The 19,856-nt window shown below is 63.1% G+C and carries 19 protein-coding genes and 4 pseudogenes; 6 read left to right on the forward strand and 17 right to left on the reverse strand.

The genetic code is table 11. The features are described 5' to 3' along the window. Positions 1-441, reverse strand: coding sequence for a hypothetical protein (locus G4G31_RS22740; RefSeq protein ID WP_182989500.1), 441 nt, complete (start codon positions 439-441; stop codon positions 1-3). A gap of 82 nt (positions 442-523) precedes the next feature. Here G4G31_RS22740 and G4G31_RS22745 point away from each other — a divergent pair, with 82 nt between their 5' ends. Beyond that, complete coding sequence (locus tag G4G31_RS22745) at positions 524-901, forward strand: MerR family transcriptional regulator (RefSeq protein ID WP_182989501.1); 378 nt, start codon at positions 524-526, stop codon at positions 899-901. A 16-nt stretch (positions 902-917) separates the two neighbouring features. Here G4G31_RS22745 and G4G31_RS22750 read toward each other — a convergent pair whose 3' ends face one another. From G4G31_RS22750 to flgB, 12 genes and pseudogenes are all read right to left on the reverse strand, one after another. After that, positions 918-1,202: a hypothetical protein gene (locus tag G4G31_RS22750; protein ID WP_182989502.1), complete on the reverse strand. Its 285-nt coding sequence runs from the start codon at positions 1,200-1,202 to the stop codon at positions 918-920. 166 nt (positions 1,203-1,368) lie between these two features. After that, complete coding sequence (gene flgL, locus G4G31_RS22755; protein WP_182989503.1) at positions 1,369-2,586, reverse strand: flagellar hook-associated protein FlgL; 1,218 nt, start codon at positions 2,584-2,586, stop codon at positions 1,369-1,371. Between the two features lie 21 nt (positions 2,587-2,607). After that, entirely contained in the window at positions 2,608-4,557 is a 1,950-nt protein-coding gene (gene flgK / locus G4G31_RS22760; RefSeq protein WP_182989504.1) for a flagellar hook-associated protein FlgK, read from the reverse strand. 91 nt (positions 4,558-4,648) lie between these two features. Beyond that, positions 4,649-5,567 (reverse strand): annotated as a pseudogene (gene flgJ / locus G4G31_RS22765) (flagellar assembly peptidoglycan hydrolase FlgJ). Positions 5,568-5,579: 12 nt separating this feature from the next. Continuing rightward, complete coding sequence (locus G4G31_RS22770; protein WP_182989505.1) at positions 5,580-6,689, reverse strand: flagellar basal body P-ring protein FlgI; 1,110 nt, start codon at positions 6,687-6,689, stop codon at positions 5,580-5,582. A 15-nt stretch (positions 6,690-6,704) separates the two neighbouring features. After that, positions 6,705-7,352, reverse strand: a complete 648-nt coding sequence (locus G4G31_RS22775) for a flagellar basal body L-ring protein FlgH (protein ID WP_182989506.1) — start codon at positions 7,350-7,352, stop codon at positions 6,705-6,707. Between the two features lie 26 nt (positions 7,353-7,378). Further along, complete coding sequence (flgG, locus tag G4G31_RS22780) at positions 7,379-8,161, reverse strand: flagellar basal-body rod protein FlgG (protein WP_182989507.1); 783 nt, start codon at positions 8,159-8,161, stop codon at positions 7,379-7,381. A 73-nt stretch (positions 8,162-8,234) separates the two neighbouring features. Continuing rightward, a complete protein-coding gene (flgF, locus tag G4G31_RS22785) occupies positions 8,235-8,975 on the reverse strand; it encodes a flagellar basal-body rod protein FlgF (protein WP_182989508.1) in 741 nt (246 codons plus the stop codon). Positions 8,976-9,134: 159 nt separating this feature from the next. Further along, positions 9,135-10,658, reverse strand: a complete 1,524-nt coding sequence (locus G4G31_RS22790; RefSeq protein ID WP_182989509.1) for a flagellar hook protein FlgE — start codon at positions 10,656-10,658, stop codon at positions 9,135-9,137. Between the two features lie 35 nt (positions 10,659-10,693). Next, the gene (locus G4G31_RS22795; protein WP_182989510.1) at positions 10,694-11,386 is read right to left on the reverse strand and encodes a flagellar hook assembly protein FlgD; all 693 of its coding nucleotides are present in this window, start codon (positions 11,384-11,386) and stop codon (positions 10,694-10,696) included. A gap of 19 nt (positions 11,387-11,405) precedes the next feature. Beyond that, complete coding sequence (gene flgC, locus G4G31_RS22800; RefSeq protein ID WP_182989511.1) at positions 11,406-11,807, reverse strand: flagellar basal body rod protein FlgC; 402 nt, start codon at positions 11,805-11,807, stop codon at positions 11,406-11,408. Between the two features lie 19 nt (positions 11,808-11,826). Then, positions 11,827-12,255: a flagellar basal body rod protein FlgB gene (flgB, locus tag G4G31_RS22805; protein ID WP_182989512.1), complete on the reverse strand. Its 429-nt coding sequence runs from the start codon at positions 12,253-12,255 to the stop codon at positions 11,827-11,829. A 159-nt stretch (positions 12,256-12,414) separates the two neighbouring features. Between flgB and flgA the strand changes: the two genes are divergently transcribed. From flgA to G4G31_RS22820, 3 genes and pseudogenes are all read left to right on the forward strand, one after another. Continuing rightward, positions 12,415-13,155, forward strand: a complete 741-nt coding sequence (gene flgA, locus G4G31_RS22810) for a flagellar basal body P-ring formation chaperone FlgA (RefSeq protein ID WP_229425205.1) — start codon at positions 12,415-12,417, stop codon at positions 13,153-13,155. A gap of 116 nt (positions 13,156-13,271) precedes the next feature. Next, on the forward strand, positions 13,272-13,583 hold the full coding sequence (flgM, locus tag G4G31_RS22815; RefSeq protein WP_182989513.1) for a flagellar biosynthesis anti-sigma factor FlgM: 312 nt from the start codon (positions 13,272-13,274) through the stop codon (positions 13,581-13,583). A 69-nt stretch (positions 13,584-13,652) separates the two neighbouring features. Beyond that, positions 13,653-14,058 (forward strand): annotated as a pseudogene (locus tag G4G31_RS22820) (flagella synthesis protein FlgN). A 151-nt stretch (positions 14,059-14,209) separates the two neighbouring features. Here G4G31_RS22820 and G4G31_RS22825 read toward each other — a convergent pair. After that, entirely contained in the window at positions 14,210-14,350 is a 141-nt protein-coding gene (locus G4G31_RS22825) for a hypothetical protein (protein WP_182989514.1), read from the reverse strand. 315 nt (positions 14,351-14,665) lie between these two features. Here G4G31_RS22825 and G4G31_RS27190 point away from each other — a divergent pair, with 315 nt between their 5' ends. After that, complete coding sequence (locus G4G31_RS27190) at positions 14,666-15,211, forward strand: PEP-CTERM sorting domain-containing protein (RefSeq protein WP_229425206.1); 546 nt, start codon at positions 14,666-14,668, stop codon at positions 15,209-15,211. A 194-nt stretch (positions 15,212-15,405) separates the two neighbouring features. On the opposite strand, the gene G4G31_RS22835 is transcribed toward G4G31_RS27190, so the two are convergent. Both G4G31_RS22835 and G4G31_RS27195 read right to left on the reverse strand, forming a co-directional pair. Next, positions 15,406-16,650: a serine hydrolase gene (locus G4G31_RS22835; protein ID WP_229425207.1), complete on the reverse strand. Its 1,245-nt coding sequence runs from the start codon at positions 16,648-16,650 to the stop codon at positions 15,406-15,408. A gap of 317 nt (positions 16,651-16,967) precedes the next feature. After that, positions 16,968-17,657 carry a pitrilysin family protein gene (locus G4G31_RS27195; protein WP_229425663.1) on the reverse strand — a complete coding sequence of 230 codons (690 nt, stop codon included), beginning with the start codon at positions 17,655-17,657 and terminating at the stop codon, positions 16,968-16,970. Here G4G31_RS27195 and G4G31_RS27200 point away from each other — a divergent pair. After that, positions 17,620-17,739: pseudogene (locus G4G31_RS27200) on the forward strand (inner membrane protein YpjD); the annotation flags it as partial. The gene G4G31_RS27195 and the pseudogene G4G31_RS27200 sit on opposite strands and share 38 nt — an antisense overlap. A gap of 173 nt (positions 17,740-17,912) precedes the next feature. On the opposite strand, the pseudogene G4G31_RS27205 reads toward G4G31_RS27200, so the two are convergent. Beyond that, positions 17,913-19,820 (reverse strand): annotated as a pseudogene (locus G4G31_RS27205) (M16 family metallopeptidase); the annotation flags it as partial. Positions 19,821-19,856: the final 36 nt, after the last annotated feature.

Consider the following 19,856-nt stretch of genomic DNA (forward strand, 5'->3'; position numbering starts at 1 on the left):
TCAGGCGGCCATCGGCACCAATGCCCGGTCGCGCCGTCCTTCCCCGGGCGATACCGGCCACCACTGGATCACGCCCCAGGCGAACTCCGGCACCAGCAACAGCCAGAGCAGCGGTGCGCCGGTCGCATGCAGGGTCCAGGCCATCCAGGCCGAAAACAGCAGGCGCGCGGCGCCGTCATGGCGGCCGAGGCGCTGCGCCGGTTCACGGATGCGCAGCAGCGACCATACCACTACGATGCTGCCCAGCAGCCCGGCAATGAGCATGTGAAAAGGGCCGAAAGCCGGCAGCGGCGCGGCGCCCATCCCCTCGTTCAGACCTGACATCAAACGATGAATAAAGGGGAAGGTCCAGGGCGTGGCGAATCCTGCCGTGACGACGAGGTCATACAGGGCGCTGGCGCGGACGATGTGCAGGTAGGTGGGCAGTGAAAAGGCGCGCATGGCGGCTCCCGGAAAGTAGGTGAGCTGCCATCGTCGACCATGGAGTACACTCCAGGGTCAAGCGTTTTTGAAGGGGAAGTCGATGCGGATCGGAGAACTGGCGGCGGCGACGGGATTGTCGCGCGATACCCTGCGTTTCTACGAGGAGCGCGGCCTGATCGCGGCGCGGCGGCGCGCCAACGGCTACCGCGACTATCCCGTGGAAGCCGTCGAGTGGCTGTGCTACCTGCGCAGCGCCCAGGCGCTGGGCTTCACGCTGGCGGAAATCGAGGCGGACCTGCCGCTCCTGGCCGATCCGGCGAGCAGTGCCGTTCAGATCCGCGCCGCGCTGGCGCACAAGCTCGAGGACATCGATGCCCGTATCGCCGGCCTGGCGCAGCTGCGTGCGGCGCTGGCGGGCAAGCTGGAAGACGTAGGGGCCGATTGCCCGCTGCGTCCCGCCGGCACCCTGCCAGCCTGACTGGCGAGCTGCCTGCTTACTGCGGCGCCACGCACTTGAACGAGATTTCCGCCGACGAGGTGCGCGCGAATGGAATCGCGTTCTTCGCGCTGGCGTTCAGGAGTTCCATGGTCTTGCCGCTCTTTGCGCAGAACTCGTTGGCTTCGACAAGGATCTGCGCCTTGACCTTCGAGCCGGGCACCGCCAGGCCGCCTGCGCTCTGCTTGGTGATCATGTAGGTGTCCTTGCCGGTCGGGATCGGGCCGCTCGAGGCACAGCCGGCCAGTACGATGCCGAGGCCGGCCCAGATTGCTTTTTTCATTATCGAATTCCTGGTGTCAAATTGAGTGCATGCATGTGCAAATGCGCGCGCATCATACCCGCAATACCCAAAAAAATGCTCTCAAATAATCACTGTTACCGAAAGATAATCCCGGAAATGAAAAAGGCCGCTCGCAAGCGGCCCGGCATGGAGGGAGCGCAGCGGATCAACCGATGTAATTGAACAGCGACAGCCCCGACATCGTCTTGAACGATTTCTGCGCCGCTTCCAGCGTCTGCTGCTGGGTGGCGTACTGCGAAATCGCCTTCACCATGTCGAGGTCCTGCAGTTTCGACAGCGTCGCCGAATACTGGATATTCAGGTCCGAGCCGGAGTCTTCCAGGTAGTCGAGTTCCTTCATGCGCGAGCCGACCGAGGCGCGCACCGTCAGGATGTTGTCGAGCGAGGACTTCAGGCCTTCGCTGGCGGTGGTCAGCTTGTTGCTCAGCGTGGCCAGGCCATTGGTGGTCTCGCCGGAGTCGCGCAGCGCCTTGACCAGGTTGGTCATGGTGGTGAAGATCGATTCCTTTTCGCTCGGCTTGACGGCGAACTTGTCGCCATCGGCCGGCTGGCCGGTGATGGCGAACGAGGTACCGTCGAAGGCGATCTGCTTGCCGGTCTCGTAAGGCTGGTTCGCCAGCACGGCCGTGTTGGTATTGGTGTCGGTGACGCTGTAGGTGGTCACGGCCGGGGTGCCGCTGACCTTGAATTCGAGCGTGTAGTTGTGGCCGGTCAGCTTGGACGGGTCCGACACCGAGCCGCTGGTGGCGACCGCCCCGCCCTGGTTGCCGTCGACCATGCTGGTCTGGTAGCTGCCGTTGCCGGTGCGGTTGTTTTCGAAAATGCTGCTGCCCGAGTCGCTGATCGCAATCGAGCGCGAGGAACCCACCTGCAGCTTGCGCTGGCCCTGGTCGCCCTGGTAACTCGCGCCGCTGTCGGTCTGGATGAAGGGAACGGTGGTGCCGCGGTAGCCCGAGAACAGGTAGCCGCCCGAGCCGTCGGAGGTATTCGCCACGCCCAGCAGGTCGTGCATGCGCGCCTCGATTTCGGTGGCGATCATGCCGCGGTCCGATTTCGACAGCGTGCCGTTACCGGCCTGCACCACCAGCGTCTGCACATCCATGAGCAAGTCGCCGGCGTCGCTGAGCGCGCCTTCCACCAGCGACAGCGAGCTGTTCGCGTTCGAGCGGTTGGCGGCGTACTGGGTGTTCAGCGACTGCGACTGCGTCACTTCCAACGCGCGCGCCGACGCGATCGGATCGTCCGCCGCCGTCAGCATGCGCTTGTTGGTGGCCAGCTGGGTCTGGGTGCGCGCCATGTTCGACTGCAGCGTGTTGAGCTGGGTCGTCGCGTTTTCGTAGATGCTTTTCGTGCTGATGCGCATGGTGTACTTCCTCGTTCGCTATTAGCGTGCGATCGACAGCAGCGTGTCGAAAATGGTGTTGGCAATCTGCATGACCTTGCCGGCCGCCTGGTAAGCCTGCTGGTACTTCAGCAGGTTGGTCGCTTCCTCGTCCAGGTTCACGCCCGACACGTCCGAGGCCGCTCCCTGCACCTGCTTGAGCAGGGCTTCGCCGGCGCTGGCGTTCACCTGCACTTCGCGCGTCTTGTTGCCGACCGCGCTCACGGTCTGGGCAAAGGCCGACTGGTAAGTGGCGCTGGCGCCGTTGAAAATGTTCTTCGTCTGCAGCGCGCCGAGGGCCTGGATGTTGCGGGTGTCGGCGGTGCCGGCGGTGTTGGCGCTGATGCTGAAGCTGTCGCCGTTGGCGGGCGCGCCCGACATCGTCACGTTCACGCCGGCGAAGCTGTAGCTGGCGCCGGCCTTGAACGGTGCCGAACCGGTATAGGTCGAGGTGCTGCCGTTCTGCGTCATGGTGATGGTCGCGCCGGCCGGGAAGCCGGTCAGCTGGCCGCCGCCGGCGGCGTCAAAACTCAGCGTCACCGGCAGCGTCGGCGGCGCGGTGAAAAAGCCGGCGCTGACGCTGCCCGCGCTGATCTGGCCGCTGCCCTTGTTGGCGAGCGGCGCGCTGGTGGCCACCGGCATGCCGGCGGCGATCTCGCTCACGTCGGAAATGGCCAGCTGGAAGTTGGCGGCGCCCCCGGCGGTCGGGCGCACCAGGTAGTTGTCGCCCGAGGCGGCGGCGCCGGCAATGGAAAACGCCACGCCGTCGATGGTCTGGGTGGTGCCGGCCGCGTTGTAGGGGTCGATCTTGGTCCGGTTGTTGTCGGACAGGCGCGTCACGAAGAAACTGGTGCCATCGGACTCGACCTTGTAGTCGCTGTCGGTCAGCTTCGTCACGTCCTTGACGACGGCGCCGACTGTTGCCGCGCCGTTGTTGTCGATGGCGGCCGAGACGAAGGCCGGCGCGGCGACGAAGTAATCCTTGCCCTGCTTGCCGGCGCCATCGATGCCCAGCTTGTGCTGGTCGTTGAAGCTCATGGCCATGCCCAGCGCCAGGCGGCCGATCGAATTCTGCACGCGGTCGAGGGTCTGGGTACGGAATTCCATGATGCCGCCCAGCTCGCCACCGGCCAGTGCGCTTTCCGGCAACTGGGTGACGCGGTCGCCGGTGACATAGCCCACGGTCAGGCGCGTCTGGTCGGTCGGCGTCTTCATCGTCGCCAGCTGGAAGGCCTGCTGGCCGACGACCAGCGGCTGGCCGTTGCCGATCGAGACGTTCATGGCATTGTTGCTGCCGGCGGTGACGGTCGCCTTGACGTGCTTGTTCAGCTCCATCACCAGCTGGTCGCGCTGGTCGAGCAGGTCGTTCGGCTTGCGCCCTTCGATCGAGCCATAGGAACCGATCTTCGAGTTGATCTCGGCGATCTGCTTGGCGTAAGTGTTGATCAGGTTGACGTTGGTCTGGACCTGGCTGTTCACGCCCTCGCCGATTTCCTCCAGGCGCGCGTCGATCTGCTGGAAGCTGCCGGCCAGCGTTTCGCTGGAGGACAGCAGCGCCTGGCGCGACGGGATCGAGGCGCCGTTGCCGGTCACGTCCTGCACGGCCGAGAAGAAGTTCTGGATCGCCGGCGACAGGCCGGAGGTGGTATCGGCCAGCAGGTTGTCGATCTGGCTGACCTGGGCGTAATAGGCGTCGAGCGAGGAGGTCGAGGCCGTGGCGGTGCGCACCTGCGTGTTCAGGAATTCGTCGCTGTAGCGCTTGATCTCGGCGATCTTGGTGCCGGTGCCGACGAAGCCATAGCCGTGCTCCATCGTCGTCGACGTGGCCTGCACCACGCCCTGGCGGCTGTAGCCTTCGACGTTGGCGTTGGTGATGTTATGGCCGGTCGTCGTCAGCGCGGTTTGCGCTGCGTACAAACCGCTTTTGCCGATGCTGAGGAGGTTTCCGGACATGTCTTTTCTCGCGAGTTATCTTCTTCTACGGCAGGCGTTGGCAAAACTTGAATAGTGATGCCGGCCCGCCAATGTTGTTACTCATGCCCTCTTACGCCAGGGAGTGCTTGATGATCTTCGACAGCTTGGTGCCGTAATGTGGATCGGTCGCATAACCGGCGCGCTGCAGGCCGTGGGCAAAGGCCGAGGCGTCACCGGCGTGGTTCAGCACTTTCTCGTAGCGCGGATTATTGGTGATCATGCGCGCGTAGTCCTTGAACGAATCGGCCGGGCTGTCGTAGGCACGGAAGCGCTGCACGCGCTGGTGCGCCTGGCCGTTCACGTATTCGGTGGTGACGGCGGTGGCAACCTTGCCTTTCCAGCCCGGACCGGCCTTGATGCCGAACAGGTTGTTGGCATTGCTGCCGTCGCTATTCCTGATCATGCGCTTGCCCCAGCCCGTTTCCAGCGCGGCCTGGCCAAGCATGAACTTGGCCGGCACGCCGGTGGCCGCTTCCGCTGCCGCCGCGTGCGAGCCCAGCTTTTTCCCGGAAATCGCGCACGTGCGGCGCACGGGTGCGGCCGCTGGCGCTCGTGCCGTTCGTCTGCACGCCGGCGTCCACACCCTGCACGCCGCGCGCCTTGTTCGGCAGCATCGGGATGTCGAGCGCACCGGCGCCAGCGGCGGCACCGCCTTCGCCACCGATGGCCAGCGCCTTGGCATCGGTCTGGGCCGACAGCTGGCGCACCAGCACGTCGGCCAGGCCCATGCCGCGCTTGGCCATGTTCTGGCTCATCTGCTGGTCCAGCATCGACGTGAACATCCTGGTCTGCTGGTTGTCCATCATCCCCTCCTGCGGCGTGGCGTCGCGCATGGTCTTCATCATCTGGTTGATGAACATGGCTTCGAACTGGGTCGCGGCGCCGCGCATGGCGTCGGCCGAGCCGGTCTTGGCCGACTGCTTGAGGCCGCCCAGGCTCTGGGTATCGAGCGCGAACGTGCTGCTCAGGTCCGTCCTGGAGGGGGTCATGGCTGGTCCTTCTTAGATGATTTCGAGTTCGGCGCGCAGCGAACCGGCGGCCTTGAGCGCCTGCAGGATCGCCAGCAGGTCTTGCGGGGTCGCGCCGATGGAATTCATCGCCTTCACGACTTCCGCCAGCGAAGCGCCGCCCTTGACCAGCAGCACCTTGCCCGGATCCTTCTTCACTTCCACGGTCGGGGTCGACGCCACCACGGTCTGGCCACGCGAACCCGGCGCCGGCTGGCTGATCTGCGTATCGGCGCCGATCGTCACCGACAAATTGCCGTGCGAAATCGCGCAGGTATCGAGGGTGACGGACTGGTTCATCACCACCGAACCGGTACGCGCGTTCAGGATCACTTTCGCCGCCGCCGCGGCCGGTTTCACGTCGATGTTTTCCAGCAGGCCGATGAAGCTCACGCGCGCATCCGACGAGGACGGGGTGCGCACGCGGATCACGCGGCCGTCGAGCGCGGTGGCGGTGCCGACGCCGAACTGGTCGTTCAGCGCCGAGACCACGCGGCTGGCGGTGGCGAAATCGGTCTGGTTCAGTTCCAGGCGAATCTGGTTGTTCTCGCCGAGGTTCGAGGCGACGGCCTTTTCCACGGTCGCGCCGCTCGAGATCTTGCCAACCGAAAGATGATTGACTTGCACCTGGGCGCCGCCACCGCCGGCGGAGGCACCGACGCCGCCGACCAGCACATTGCCCTGCGCCATGGCGTACACCTGGCCATCGGCGCCCTGCAGCGGCGTCATGAGGAGCGTACCGCCGCGCAAGCTTTTCGCGTTACCGATCGAGGAAACCGTGATGTCGATGGTCTGGCCTGGCTGGGCAAAGGCCGGCAGCGCCGTCGTGACCATCACGGCGGCGACGTTCTTCAATTGCAGCTGCGAGGTCGGCGGCAGGTTCACGCCCTTCTGCTGCAGCATGGCGACGATCGATTGCACCGTGAACGGGGTCTGGCTGGTCTGGTCGCCAGTGCCGTCGAGGCCAACCACGAGGCCATAGCCCGACAACTGGTTCTGGCGCACGCCAGCGATGCTGGCCATGTCCTTCAGGCGCTCGGCGCGGGCCGGAACGCTTGCGGTGAGAACGGCGCAGAGTGCGAGCAGCGGAAAAGCGAAACGCATGGTCATCCTCGGCTATTAAAACGGCAACATCGACTGGAAGAAACGCGACATCATCGAATCGACTTCGGCACGGTCGATACGGCTATTGGTGCGGTATTCGACGCGGGCGTCGGCGACAACGCTCGAGGACACGACATTGCCGGCCTGGATGTTGTCCGGGCTGACGAGCCCGGAGAAGCGGATGAATTCGACACCCTTGTTCATGGCGATCTGTTTTTCGCCGGCGACGATCAGGTTGCCGTTCGAGAGCACCTCGGTCACGGTCACGCCGATGGTGCCGGTGAAGGCATTGCTGGCGCTCTGGTTGTCGCCATCGTTGAACTTCGTCGCGCCCTCGAGGGCCACGTTCGCGCCCAGTTTCGACTGGATCACGCCCGGCAGGCCGAAACTGGCGCTGCCCGCCTTGTTGCCCGAGCTGGCGCCGGCCTTGTTGGCCGAGGTCTTCTCGACTATGTTGATGGTCAACAGGTCGCCGATATGGCGGGCGCGGCGATCCTCGAACATCGGACGGTAGCTGGCGGCGTTGTAGATGGCGCCATCGGCCGGCGGCGCGACTTCGGCCAGTGCCGGGCGCGCGCTGCGCGTTTCCGGGACGATCGAGCTCGGCGTGGTGCCGCAGGCGGCCAGCATGGCGGGGAGGACGAGGAAAGCGAGTTTTTTCATGGTGTCGAAGGCGTTCTCGGTGACGATTACAGCTGGGACAGTTTCTGCAGCATCTGGTCGGACGTGGTGATCGCCTTGCTGTTGATCTCGTAGGCGCGCTGGGTCTGGATCATGTTCACCATTTCCTCGACCACGTTGACGTTCGAGGTTTCCACATAACCCTGCATGAGGACGCCGGCGCCGTTCGTGCCCGGGGTGTTCGCGTTCGGGTTGCCCGAGGCCGTCGTTTCCAGGTACAGGTTCTCGCCCTTCGATTCCAGCCCGGCCGGATTCACGAAGGTCATCAATTGCAGGTTGCCCACCTGCGTGGTGGCGGTGGAACCGGCGACCTTGATCGAGACGGTACCGTCGCGGCCGACCGTGATCGACTCGGCGTTGGCGGGAATGGTGATCGGCGGCTGCACGGCATAGCCGCTGGAAGTGACCAGGGTGCCGTTGGCATCGGTCTGGAAGGAGCCGTCGCGGGTATAGGCCTGGGTACCGTCAGGCAGCAGCACGGGGAAGAAACCCGAGCCGTTGACCATGACGTCCTTCGAGTTGCCGGTCTGCTGGGGATTACCTTGCGTGAAGATGCGCTCGGTGGAGACGGCGCGCACACCGGTACCGAGCTGCAGGCCCGATGGCAGATTGGTTTGCTGGGAGGATTGGGCGCCTGGCTGGCGCACGGTCTGGTACAACAAGTCCTCGAACACCGCACGCGAACGCTTGAAGCCGTTGGTGCTGACGTTGGCGAGGTTGTTGGTGATGACGTCGAGGTTGGTTTGCTGCGCTTCGAGGCCGGTCTTGGCGATAAACAGCGAACGAATCATGAAATTCTCCTATTGGCGGCGGCAGTCCCGACCGGGACCCACCGCGTATGGAAGAATTATGCTGGAGAAACACTTAGTTCAAAGCAAGGATCTGACTGGCTTTCGCGGCGTTATTCTCGGCGTTCTTCATCAGGCTCATTTGCGTCTCGAAGGATCGGGCCAGGCCGATCATCGACACCATGGCGTCCACGGCGTTGACGTTGCTGCCCTCGAGCGCCCCGCCGGCGACGCGCACGGACGGGTCGGCCTGGGCCGGGGCGCCGTCCTTCAGGCGGAACAGGCCGTCATCGCCACGCACCAGGTCTTTCTCGGCGGGATTGACCAGCTTGATGCGGCCGAGGATGACGGGCGCGGCAGGACGCTCGGCGTTCGATACCGTGGAAATGGTGCCGTCGCCGCCCACCGTCACCGTGACGTCCGGCGGAATCGTGATCGGACCGCCCTCGCCCTGGATCGTCGCGCCGGACGTCGTGGTCAGCACGCCGTTCGGGCTCATCTGCAGGGCGCCGTTGCGGGTATAGGCTTCGCTGCCGTCGGCATTCTGCACCGCGATCCAGCCCGGGCCCTTGATGGCGACGTCGAGGTCGCGGCCGGTCAGTTGCAGCGGACCGGACTCGAAATTCGCGCCGACCGTGTTGTTGACGACAAAGGTACGCGTCGGCATCCCTTCGCTCAGCACCGGCACGGCGCGGAAGGTATCGAGCTGGGCGCGGAAGCCCGTCGTGTTCAGGTTCGCCAGGTTGTTCGAAACCGTGGCTTGCTGTTCGAGGATGTGCTTGGTGCCGGAGGCGGCGGTGTAGATCAAGCGGTCCATGTTGTTCCTTTGTCGTTCGTGCCGTTGTCGAGCGTTTCGATATGCTGCTTTGTACAGCGTGGAGTCAGGACTCCACCCTACGAATAACCACTGATCGTAGGGTGGGCTCCGCCCACGCGGTCTCACCCTACGAAAACCAGCGGCTAGTCAACTTGCCAATTAACGCAGGTTCACCAGCGTCTGCAACACCGAATCCTGCGTCTTGATCGTCTGCGCATTCGCCTGGTACACGCGCTGCGCCGTGATCATGTTCACCAGTTCGGCCGTCAGGTCGACGTTCGAGGTTTCCACCGCCGACGACTGCAGCACGCCGAAGCTGCCCGAATCCGGCACGCCCACCAGCGGCGTGCCCGACTTCGACGACTCGGCCCAGGCATTGTTGCCGAGGGGTTCGAGGCCATTGACGTTGGCGAAGTTCGCCAGCACCACCTGGCCCAGCGGCTTGGATTGGCCGTTGCTGTACTGGCCCAGCACGATGCCCTCTTCGCCGATCGAGAAGCGCTGCAGGTGGCCGGCGGTGTAGCCGTCCTGGGTCAGTTTCTTGTCGCTGGTACCGGTGCCGTACTGGGTGGTGCCGGTAAAGGCGATTTCCATCTTCTGAACCGGATCGGAACCGGTCGACGGGAAGATCGGCAGGTCGATGTTGAACTTGCCGCCGTTCGCCGTGTCAACCGCGTTCAGGGCGCCGTTCTCGTCGAATTTCAGGGTGCCGATCGGCTTCGGCGTGACCTTCACGGCCGCGGTGATCGCCTTGTCGACCTGGTCCGGGGTGTAGCCGGCGATTTTCGCGGCGTCGGTACCCGCCTCGACGATGGCTGCCTGGCCAATGGCGTCGGCGCCGGCCGGACCGGCAGCGGCGGCCACGACGGCCGAGGCCGCATCGGCATACTTGGCCAGCGCGGTCGCGATGGTGGCGGCGACTGGCGGAATCGCCTTGGTGGCCGCATCCCATTCGGCACGCGCGGCAACCACGGCGGCGTCGCCTTGCGACGACTGCGCCACTTTCAGCTGGTTGACTTCGATGCCGTCATTGGCCGCGTACACGTCCCAGGTGCCCGAGCCGTTCTTCACGTAAAAGCTCGACAGCACATGCGGATTGCCCAGCGTGTCATACACATCGATAGGCGACTGCTTGTTATAGGAGTTCGGGTCGCCTGCGTCGAAGGGCGTAACGGCCGGGGCCGCCGCACGGGAGTCGAGGTTCATCTCGATGCCGACCTTGGTGGTCGAGACCGGCTTGATGTCGGCGGTGCTGATCTGGATCGGAATCGGGGCGCCCGCCAGCACGCTGCCGGTCGGACCGACGCCGTAGCCGGTCAGCTTGGCACCTTGCGCATTGGTCATGAAGCCGTCCTTGTCCAGCGAGAACTGGCCGTTACGGGTGTACTGCACCATGCCCGAGGAAACCGTGCGGAAGAAGCCCTGGCCGTTGATCGCCACGTCGAGCGAGTTGTTCGACGATTCCACGTTGCCCTGGGTGAACTGCTGGGCGATCTGGGACACCTTGGTACCGATACCGGCCGTCACGCCGCCGGCGCCGTTGAGCGAGCTGGCATAGACGTCGGCAAACTGCGCCTGCGAACTCTTGAAGCCGACGGTGCTGGCGTTGGCGATGTTGTTACCGATGACGTCCAGCGATTTCGCTGCGCCGTTCAAGCCGCTCAGGCCTTGTTGGAAAGACATGTGATTCTCCTGGGAAGGTTAGTAAGCGGCTTGGCTTACAGGACTTGTTTGATGTCGGCGAGGGAAATGCTCCCTTTGCCGGCGAGGTTCAGCTTGACGCCGTCCTTCGAATTGGTACTTACACTGGCCACCGTATCGACGCTCAGCGCCTTGACGTCGGTCAGCGGCAGGCCGCCGCGCGAGGCGACGACGCGGAAGCTGTACTTGCCATCGGCCAGCATGGCGGCGTCGACGGCATCGCTGCTGCCATCCCAGGCCAGCGGCATCGCGCCCGCGTCAAGCGCGCCGAGGTCGATCGTGGCCACGTCCTTGCCGGTGCGCGGGTCGGTGACGATCACCTGCACGTTGTCGGCGGCGGTGGCGAGGTCGACACCGAACACCGATTTGCCGCCGGTCAGGTTGATGGTATTGCCTTCGACCAGCACGCCATGGCCGATCAGGTTCGTCGCCTGCATCGCTTCGCTCGACTGGTAGCTGGCCTTGAGCGTGTCCAGCGTTTCGTTCAGCTTGTTGACGCCGGTAACGGTCTGCAGCTGGGCCAGCTGGCTCGTCACCTGGGCGTTGTCGAGCGGGTTCAGCGGATCCTGGTTCTTCAGCTGCGTCACGAGCAGGGTCATGAACTTGTCGGTGTCGGCCTGGACGCTGTCTTTCTCGGCCTTCTTGTTGTTCATCGTCGACATCAAGTCGTTGATCGAGGTGCCGGCGCCGGCGGAATTTACGGTGGACATGGGGTGTCTCGCTTAGGGATTACTGACCGAGGGTCAGGGTTTTGAGCAGCATGCTTTTCGCCGCGTTCATCGTTTCGACGTTGTTCTGGTAGGAACGCGATGCCGACAGCATGTTGACCATCTCGTCCACCGCGTTCACGTTCGGCATCGAAACATAGCCCTTCTCGTCGGCCATCGGATGCTTCGGGTCGTAGACCTGTTTCAGGGGCGAGCTGTCTTCGACCACTTCGCGCACCTTGACGCCGGTGGCGCCGGTGTTCAAGGGAACCGCTTCGAACACGACCTGTTTTGCACGGTAGGCTTCGCCCGTGGACGAGGTGGCGCTGTCGGCGTTGGCGAGGTTGCTGGCAACGGTATTCAGGCGCTGGGCCTGGGCACTCATGGCCGAACCGGAGACATTGAATATATTAAAGAGCGACATGATTTACCCGCCTGATTGATTACTGACCGTTCTGGATCGCCGCCATCAGGCCGCGGATCTGATGGTTGATCATGGTGATGCCGGCTTCGTAGCGCAGCGCGTTGTCGGCGAACTGGTTGCGTTCGACGTCCATGTCGACCGTGTTGCCGTCCACGGCGCCCTGGACCACGCCGCGGTAGAGCACCGGCGTGCCGTCGGCAAGCGCCTTGCCGTCGGCGGCCGGGGCCGGCTGCTGGTGGCGGCCATTGGTGGCGGCCAGCTGCGGGTTGGCGGCATTCGCGCCTTTTGCCAGAGCACCCTGCAGCGCGCTGGAGAAATCGATGTCGCGCGCCTTGAAGTTCGGCGTGTCGGCGTTGGCGATATTGGACGCAATGATTTCCTGGCGCTGGGCGCGCAGCGAAAGCGCTGCCTCATTGAATCGTAAGTAGTTGTCGAGTTTGCCGATCATGCCGCCTCCGGGCTGATTTCTTGTTGGGACAGCGTGAATCATACGTTTGGGCAACACAAGCCAATCAAACGATGAGGGACGGGAATCCCCGGCTATTCAAAGTTTCACCGTGGAACCAAGACACCTAAGATGGCAGCCATCCTGATTGCATCCACTGCCATGTCCAAGAAACGCATACTGTCGACGCTTCCGCTGTTTGCCGCCCTGCTGGCCGCCATGCTGGCCGCCTTCCTGTCGCCCGCCCAGGCCGCCACAACAGCCGCCAGTCCTGCCGCCGCGCGCCAGGACGGCGCTGCGCTGCGCAAGGCCGCACAAGCCTATCTGGAAGGACAAAGCGCCGGCCTGCCGGGCAAGGTGACGATCAAGGTCGGCGCGGTCGACCCGCGCCTGTCGCTGGCAAGCTGCCCGTCCCCGGAGGCCTTCCAGCAGCCAGGCGCACGGCCCGGGGCAAGACGACGGTGGGCGTGCGCTGCACCGCCCCCCGTCTGGACCGTGTTCGTCCAGGCGCAAGTGAGCGTATTGGCCGACTACCTGACGGCCGCGGTGCCGCTGGCCCAGGGCCAGCCGATCGACGCCAGCCAGCTGGCGACAATGCAGGGCGATATCGCGGCCATGCCGAACGGCATCATCACTGACATGGCGCAAGCGATCGGGCGTACGCCCATCGTCTCGCTGCCGGCCGGCGCCCCGCTGCGCCTCGATGCGCTGAAGTCGAAACCGGTGGTGCAGCAGAACCAGGCCGTGCGCATTATTTCTCGCGGCGAAAACTTCTCGGTCTCGGGTGAAGGCAAGGCGATTGCGAATGCCGGCGAAGGCCAGGTAGTGCAGGTGCGCACGCCGCGCGGCGCGATCATCAGCGGTACGGCAAGGATGGGCGGGATCGTCGAAGTTGCGCTATAGAAATGCATAGTAAATAAACTTCTCGAAAGAGCGATCCGCGCTAAAGTTTGCGGCCAGGCAGCCGTTACACAGTGCAGATCCCGGAGCTCCTGCTTCGAACCGAGAAGGAACATGCTGTGAAAATCAACGACACCCTCAAGGGCCCACAAGCCCAACAGCTGCAGAACACGACGGCGGCGAACGCCAAGCAGGCTGAAAAGGCAGCGGCCACGGCCGCGCCAACGCAGACGCAAACTGACAGCGTGCGCCTGTCCTCGCAGGCGCAAGGCGCCAGCGGGGCATCGAGCACCGGTCAGGTGTTCGATGCCAAGAAAGTTGAACGTATCAAGATGGCAATTGCCGATGGGCAGTTCCAGGTAAATTCCGAAAGGATCGCGGACGGCCTGCTCGATACCGTGCGCGACCTGCTCCACTCACGCAACCGATAAAGCCCCATGACCAGTCCGAACACGACCCTCACCGCCGAACACGAGCGCATCAGCGCGCTGGTGGAACTGATGAAACAGGAGCAGCAGCTCCTGGTGGCGGCGGACGCGGACGGACTGGCAGGCATGACCCCGCGCAAGGTGGCGCTGGTGCAGGAGCTGGCGCAATTGTCGCGCGAACGCCATCTGGCGCTCGGCCGTGCCGGCTTCGCCGCAGCCGAAGCGGGCATGGAACCCCTGGCTGGCAGCACACGGCGACGACAACGCGCGCGCCGCCTGGTCGCAGCTGCTGGCCGCGACAAGCGAAGCGAAAGAACTGAACCGCGTGAATGGACTGCTGATCAACCGGCAGATGGCGCATACCCAGACCGTTTTGACCGCCCTGCGCACACCCACCGCGGGTGCCGAGTCGACGCTGTACGGCGCCAAGGGCCAGACTTTCGGCAGTGGACCGTCGCGACGGTTTGTCGTCGGCTGACCCTTCTACGCTTCCCCATCACGACGGCCGCTTCTGCGGCCGTTGTCGTTGATGGGTGCCAGGGCGACCGGACCTGTCACCGATTCAGGTAACGCTGCGCGATCAGCGACAGGGCCTGACGCTCGATTGACGCGCTTGCCGCGCAGCCGCGCTACGACTTCATCGTTTTGTGTTGTTGACGGCCGAAGTAAAAGTCATTGATCGTCGTCGTGAAGTAGATATCGGCCGCCACGACAAGCACGACGATGACGCAAACGGCAAGGGCAAGACGAACGATGGATTTTCGGGTCATGTATGGTCCAGTACTGAAGGCGTCAATTCTTGTGGTGGATCCGTTCAGGCATTTCCTGGCGCTGGAAAAAAAACCGCCAGCGACGCCAGGGCGACGGATCGACGACGATACAGGCCGCAACTCGGATGGTGCGGAAGGCAGCACTCGGATCAGGGCGCCGTATAGTGTCGGAAGATCTTACACTTGCATCGCAGCAAATATTATCAGTAAATACAATCCCAATGGAATCAATCGACTGAACACATTATTTCCTATTGGCAAGAATTATGCTTATTAGAAATATTTACGAAGTCTAATAACTATAGGGATTGATCCATGTTTAAAAAATCGATGTTGGCAATGGGATGTGCGCTGGCTGTCATGTCCGGCAGCGCTTCTGCAGCACTGATCTACAACGAGGCAGTGTCGGGCGATGCAGGCCCGTGGTTCCTCAACGGCGGTCTCGCCTTGGGCGACGTCTATAGCGGTGACTATGTCCTCGGCCGCATGGACAACACCGCCTACGACTCGTACTGGGAGGGCTACAATTTCTACCTCGACGGCAGTATTCGCAGCGTCAACATCACCGTTTTGACGGGCCCAGCGTCGAATAACTGGCAGCTGTACTCCGGCGCCGGCTGGGGAGCGACGCTCCAGCAGGGGCCCTTGAATAGCTTCAATAGCTCGCTGAGCTTCAACGTGGCGGGCCTGAGCGGTTTTTACACGCTGGGAAACAACGGCGTTGTCAGCTCCATGCCTTACAACTACCAGATCGCCTTCGACACGGCGACCGACGGCGCGGATATTCCTGAACCAGGCACGCTCGCTCTGCTGGGCCTTGGCCTCGCCGGCTTCTGCGCGCGCCGCCGTCGCAAGGCTTAGAGCGCCTAACAAAACCGCCATAGCCGCGTTGCGGCTCCTAGCCGTACAAATGTACTGTCGTCGTCGCCGCGCCTTGCTCTGACGGTTTTGTTAGACGCTCTTAATCAAGGGCTTGCGCAAAAAACGGGAGCAACGCGCTCCCGTTTTTCTTTCTGCCGTCTCGTTTCAGCTTCCATTGCATTCACATCAGCCAATCACGGCTGCGCCCAGCTTTTCGCCCCATATTCCCAACGCCATGGCATGCCCGTGTCGCCCAGGACGAGCTTGACGATCCCGGGAAACAAGGCCTCGGCCCGAACATCGTTGGACAGGATGACAACACAACTTTGTTGTCGCTCCAGGCAAACCCAGGTATTTCCCGTCGAATCGTTGTGCCCGCCTTTCTGGAAACCATGGCCCAGCGGACCCCTGAAGGTGACGACACCCAGACCCGCGGCCAGATTATCGTGCCGCTGTCCAGGCGCGGCCTCGGGCTGCAAGGTGGGAAATTGCGACAAGGTCCTGATCGGCAGCTGCGGGCGCGTCAGTTCCGCCCGTGCAGCCGGACTGAGTCCGTCGCCGCGCACATAGGCCTCGGCGAACCTGGCGAAATCCGCAATGGTCGTGTCCATCGAGCCGGCCGCGCGTGTCTTACTGCGCTCGTCATGCGCTTCGACACTGCCGTCCTCTTTCCACCCGTCGGCCAGCTTGGCCGCAAAATCCGGACGCCAGGTCATGCTGGTGCGTTGCATGCCAAAACGATCGAATACGCGCCGCTGCATCTCCTTGCCGAGGTCCAGGCCCAGTCCGCGTTCGATGACGAATTGCAGCAGGATGATTCCGTCGCCGGAATAGGCATACCGCGAGCCCGGTTCGAAATGGAACCTGAGCTTTCCGTCCGGCTCGAGAAACCCGAAGTTCGCAAAGCCGGCGCTGTGCGTGAGCAGGATGCGCGGCGTCAGTTTCCGCCAGCGCTCATCGCCGGCAAGATGCTGCCAGGCAGCGTATTTGTCCGCCTCGCCAGTGTATTCAGGAAGCGGTTTTGGCAGGTAAGCTGCGATCGAGGTATCGAGGTCGAGTTTGCCCTCTTCCACCAGCTGCATCACCGTATAGGCGAACACGGCTTTGGTAAGCGAGGCGCCGTACATCACGGTGTCGGGCGTCAGCGGCTCGCCGCGGGCGTTGCGCTTTCCCCAGGTGCGAACCTGCGTCACGGCGCCATTCTTAACGATGGCAATCGCCAGACCTTGGGCGCCCGTGCGCTGCATACCCTGCTCGACGTAGTCATCCAGCCTTGCTCTCGGCTGTCCGGTTGCACAGCCGGCCAGCACCAGGCAAGAAAAAACAAGACACCGTTTGAGATAAGCGCGCATGACGTAGATGTTCCCTATTAGGTGAAAGGTGATCGAAACGGACGCCGCAGCGGCGTTCTCCGCCACTGCAAGGAATTGATTCCACATATCCGGCCTCCAACGCCCCCATGGCGCTGGGGTCAGGTCTGACAAATAGACACGAACTCTGCATTTGCGGTGCTGGGGTCAGGTCTGACAAATAGACACGAACTCTGCATTTGCGGTGCTGGGGTCAGGTCTGACAAATAGACACGAACTCTGCATTTGCGGTTTTCACGACAGCGGTGCTGGGGTCCGGTGCTGGGGTCAGGTCTGACAAATAGACACGAACTCTGCATTTGCGGTTTTCACGACAGCGTACGGCTGAGATCGTGTCCAAATGTCAGACCTGACCCCAGCCTTTCTGTGACGCGGCCCCGCGCTCGCTACTTCCCGATCAGCACCGGCTCATCAAATCCCAGCTCCTTCATCCGCGGTAGCTGCGTCTTGCCGTCACCCACCACCAGCCACACCATCTTCGACGGATCGAGATACTTCTGCGACAAGGCCTGCACTTGCGGCAGCGTCATCGCCTTGACGATCTGCTCGCGCTCCTTCACGTAGTCCGGGCGCCAGCCGTATTTGCTGATGTTGTCCAGCATGGCCAGCTTGGCGCCGGCGGTCTCGAAAGCGCGTGCATTGCTCTTGACGAGGAAGTTCCTGGTCGTTTCCAGGTCCGCGGCCGTGTAGGTGGACGGATAATCCTGCAGGATCTGCTTGACCAGCTGGGTCGATTCGAGCGTGACGTTGCTGCGCACGCCGCTGGCGATCAGGAAGGGGCCGGCGCTCTTGCTGCCGCTGAAACTGGAATTGATGCCGTAGGTGTAGCCCTTGCCTTCGCGCAGTTGCTGGGTCAGGCGCGAGGCGAAGCCGCCGCCGCCGAGGATGTAGTTGGTGACAAGCGCCGGGTAGTAGTCCGGATCGGTCACGGCCAGCGCGCGGTAGCCAACCTGCAGCACCGACTGCTTGGCGTCGGGCACGTCGACAAAATACACCTTGGCGGGCGCCTGGCCGGCGGCCGCCGTCGGGGCCGGCAGCGTGACGATGGAAAAACTGCTGTTCCGGCTGATCGGCATCGGTTTCGTGCTGCTCAGCCTGACGGTACTGTCGGGCGTGGTGTTCTCCGAGCAGCTGTTCGGACGCGCGCTCGAGGGCGACAGGTTCGCCCGGTAGTACGCTTTCAGGTCGTCGATGGTGATCGCATTCACACTCTCGAAGCTGCCGAGGATGTTGTGCGAACGGGGATCGTCCTTTGCATAAATCAACCTGGCGAAGTTGTTGGCGGCCAGCGCATTCGGCTCGGCTTCCTGCTGGCGGATCTGGGTCAGCACGCTTTGCTTGATGCGCGCAAATTCCTTCTCGTCCCAGCGCGGCGCAAGCAGGATTTCCTGGACCAGGGCCAGGGTCGCATCGTAGTTGCGTGCCAGCGTCGTGACGCCGATGCGGATGTCTTCGGTACGCGCCGAGACATTGATCGTGGCGCCCAGTTGCTGGATCGCTTCCTCGAGTTCCTGCGGGGTCTTGCTGGCGGTGCCCTGGGTCATCATTCGGGCCACCAGGTTGGCGACGCCCACCTTGTCCAGCTTGTCGAGCAACAGGCCGCCGTCGAGGGCGATCTCGAACTGCACCAGCGGTACTTCCTTGTTCTCGATGCCGACCACGCGCATGCCGTTGCCCAGCGACGCGTTCCATACCTGCGGCACCTTCAAAGCGGGCGTCGGTCCGTAGGGCGGCTCCTTGCTGCGGTCAAAGGCTGATGGGGTCTTCGCGTAGTCGGCGTTGACGCTCGGGTCGACCGCGTTCTCGGCGCCCTGCACCACTTTCTCTTCCACCACTTCGGCCTTGCTCGAACCACTCAGGGCGAGGGCCAGCTTGCCCTTCGGGACAAAACTGGTCGCGACAAATGGCTTGCCCTTGATATAGGTTTCGTACACGCGCCGCACATCGGCCGGCGTGACGGCCAGGGTCTTCCTGACGCCTTCGGTCGCATAGCCCGGGTTGCCGCTCAGGTAATTGTATTCGGCCAGCAGCGCCGATTTGCCCAGCACGCTCGACACCGAGTTATAGAAACGCGTCTCGATGCCGGCCTTGATCCGGTTCAGGTCTTTCTCGGGAATGCCTTCCTTCTCGAACTTCGCAAAGGCCGCGTCGACCGCACCGGCCACTTCGTCGAGCGGCTTGCCCTCGTAGGCGCGCACGCGCAGCATGAACTGGCCCGCCAGTTCCGAAGTCTGGTTGCCGATCTGGACGGCCGGCGCCAGCTTGCTGTCTTCCACGACCACTTTGTAGAACGGCGCGCGCTTCGTTTGCGACAGGTATTCGGCCAGCACTTCCAGCGCATACGAATCCGGATGCAGGTCCTCGACGGTCGGCCAGGCCATCGTCAGCTCGGGCAGCCTGGCGAAATTGTCTTCATGCGCCAGCTTGACGGTCTGTTTCACCACGCCCGGGCGCTTGGCCATCGCGCGGATCGGTTCGCCGCGCTTGATCTCGGAAAAATACTTTTCGACCCATTTGCGCGCCTGCACCGGATCGAAGTCGCCTGCCAGCACGAGGGTGACATTGTTCGGCACGTACCACAGGCGGAAGAATTCCTTGACGTCGTCGACGGTGGCATTCTGCAGGTCCTCGAGCGAGCCGATGACTTGCCAGTTGTACGGGTGGTCGGCCGGGTACAGCGCCTTGTTGATGACGTAGGAAGTGTGGCCATACGGGGCGTTGTCCACGCCCTGGCGCTTCTCGTTCTTGACGACCTGCTTTTCCTTGGCCAGCACCGGATCGGTCACGGTGTTGATGAACCAGCCGAGCTTGTCGGCCTCGGCCCAGATCATTTTTTCCAGGGCATCCTTGGGCACCGTCTGCAGGTAGTTGGTACGGTCCTGCGAGGTCGAACCATTCGCACCCGAGCCGCCGATGCGGGCGGTCATCTTGTCGAGGCCGCCTTTGCCGAGGTTTTCCGATTCCAGGAACAGCAGGTGTTCGAACAGGTGGGCAAAGCCGGTGCGACCAGCCTTTTCCCGGCTCGATCCCACGTGGGCCGTCAGGTTGACGGCGACGACCGGATCGGAACGGTCGATGTGGAAAATCACCTCCATGCCGTTGGCCAGCGTGAACTTCTGGTACTCCACCTTGAGGGCGGCCCGGGTGGCGGCCTTGTTGGGCGTCGCGGCCTGGATGGGGGCAGCGATGGTCGATGCCAGGCATGCAGCCAGCACTACGGTTGGGGGAAACATCTTCATGCGAACAAGATCCTCAGGATGGAAGGGACGGTAGGG

Source organism: Massilia sp. Se16.2.3 (assembly GCF_014171595.1).
Taxonomy (GTDB): Bacteria; Pseudomonadota; Gammaproteobacteria; order Burkholderiales; family Burkholderiaceae_D; genus Telluria.

What these genes read in the sequence shown, in the direction of transcription:
- G4G31_RS22740 (WP_182989500.1), bottom strand. Translation starts at nt 441, where the DNA reads ATGCGCGCCTTTTCACTGCCCACCTACCTGCACATCGTCCGCGCCAGC.
- G4G31_RS22745 (WP_182989501.1), top strand. Translation starts at nt 524, where the DNA reads ATGCGGATCGGAGAACTGGCGGCGGCGACGGGATTGTCGCGCGATACC.
- G4G31_RS22750 (WP_182989502.1), bottom strand. Translation starts at nt 1,202, where the DNA reads ATGAAAAAAGCAATCTGGGCCGGCCTCGGCATCGTACTGGCCGGCTGT.
- flgL (WP_182989503.1), bottom strand. Translation starts at nt 2,586, where the DNA reads ATGCGCATCAGCACGAAAAGCATCTACGAAAACGCGACGACCCAGCTC.
- flgK (WP_182989504.1), bottom strand. Translation starts at nt 4,557, where the DNA reads ATGTCCGGAAACCTCCTCAGCATCGGCAAAAGCGGTTTGTACGCAGCG.
- G4G31_RS22770 (WP_182989505.1), bottom strand. Translation starts at nt 6,689, where the DNA reads ATGCGTTTCGCTTTTCCGCTGCTCGCACTCTGCGCCGTTCTCACCGCA.
- G4G31_RS22775 (WP_182989506.1), bottom strand. Translation starts at nt 7,352, where the DNA reads ATGAAAAAACTCGCTTTCCTCGTCCTCCCCGCCATGCTGGCCGCCTGC.
- flgG (WP_182989507.1), bottom strand. Translation starts at nt 8,161, where the DNA reads ATGATTCGTTCGCTGTTTATCGCCAAGACCGGCCTCGAAGCGCAGCAA.
- flgF (WP_182989508.1), bottom strand. Translation starts at nt 8,975, where the DNA reads ATGGACCGCTTGATCTACACCGCCGCCTCCGGCACCAAGCACATCCTC.
- G4G31_RS22790 (WP_182989509.1), bottom strand. Translation starts at nt 10,658, where the DNA reads ATGTCTTTCCAACAAGGCCTGAGCGGCTTGAACGGCGCAGCGAAATCG.
- G4G31_RS22795 (WP_182989510.1), bottom strand. Translation starts at nt 11,386, where the DNA reads ATGTCCACCGTAAATTCCGCCGGCGCCGGCACCTCGATCAACGACTTG.
- flgC (WP_182989511.1), bottom strand. Translation starts at nt 11,807, where the DNA reads ATGTCGCTCTTTAATATATTCAATGTCTCCGGTTCGGCCATGAGTGCC.
- flgB (WP_182989512.1), bottom strand. Translation starts at nt 12,255, where the DNA reads ATGATCGGCAAACTCGACAACTACTTACGATTCAATGAGGCAGCGCTT.
- flgA (WP_229425205.1), top strand. Translation starts at nt 12,415, where the DNA reads ATGTCCAAGAAACGCATACTGTCGACGCTTCCGCTGTTTGCCGCCCTG.
- G4G31_RS22825 (WP_182989514.1), bottom strand. Translation starts at nt 14,350, where the DNA reads ATGACCCGAAAATCCATCGTTCGTCTTGCCCTTGCCGTTTGCGTCATC.
- G4G31_RS27190 (WP_229425206.1), top strand. Translation starts at nt 14,666, where the DNA reads ATGTTTAAAAAATCGATGTTGGCAATGGGATGTGCGCTGGCTGTCATG.
- G4G31_RS22835 (WP_229425207.1), bottom strand. Translation starts at nt 16,650, where the DNA reads ATGTGGAATCAATTCCTTGCAGTGGCGGAGAACGCCGCTGCGGCGTCC.
- G4G31_RS27195 (WP_229425663.1), bottom strand. Translation starts at nt 17,657, where the DNA reads ATGCCGATCAGCCGGAACAGCAGTTTTTCCATCGTCACGCTGCCGGCC.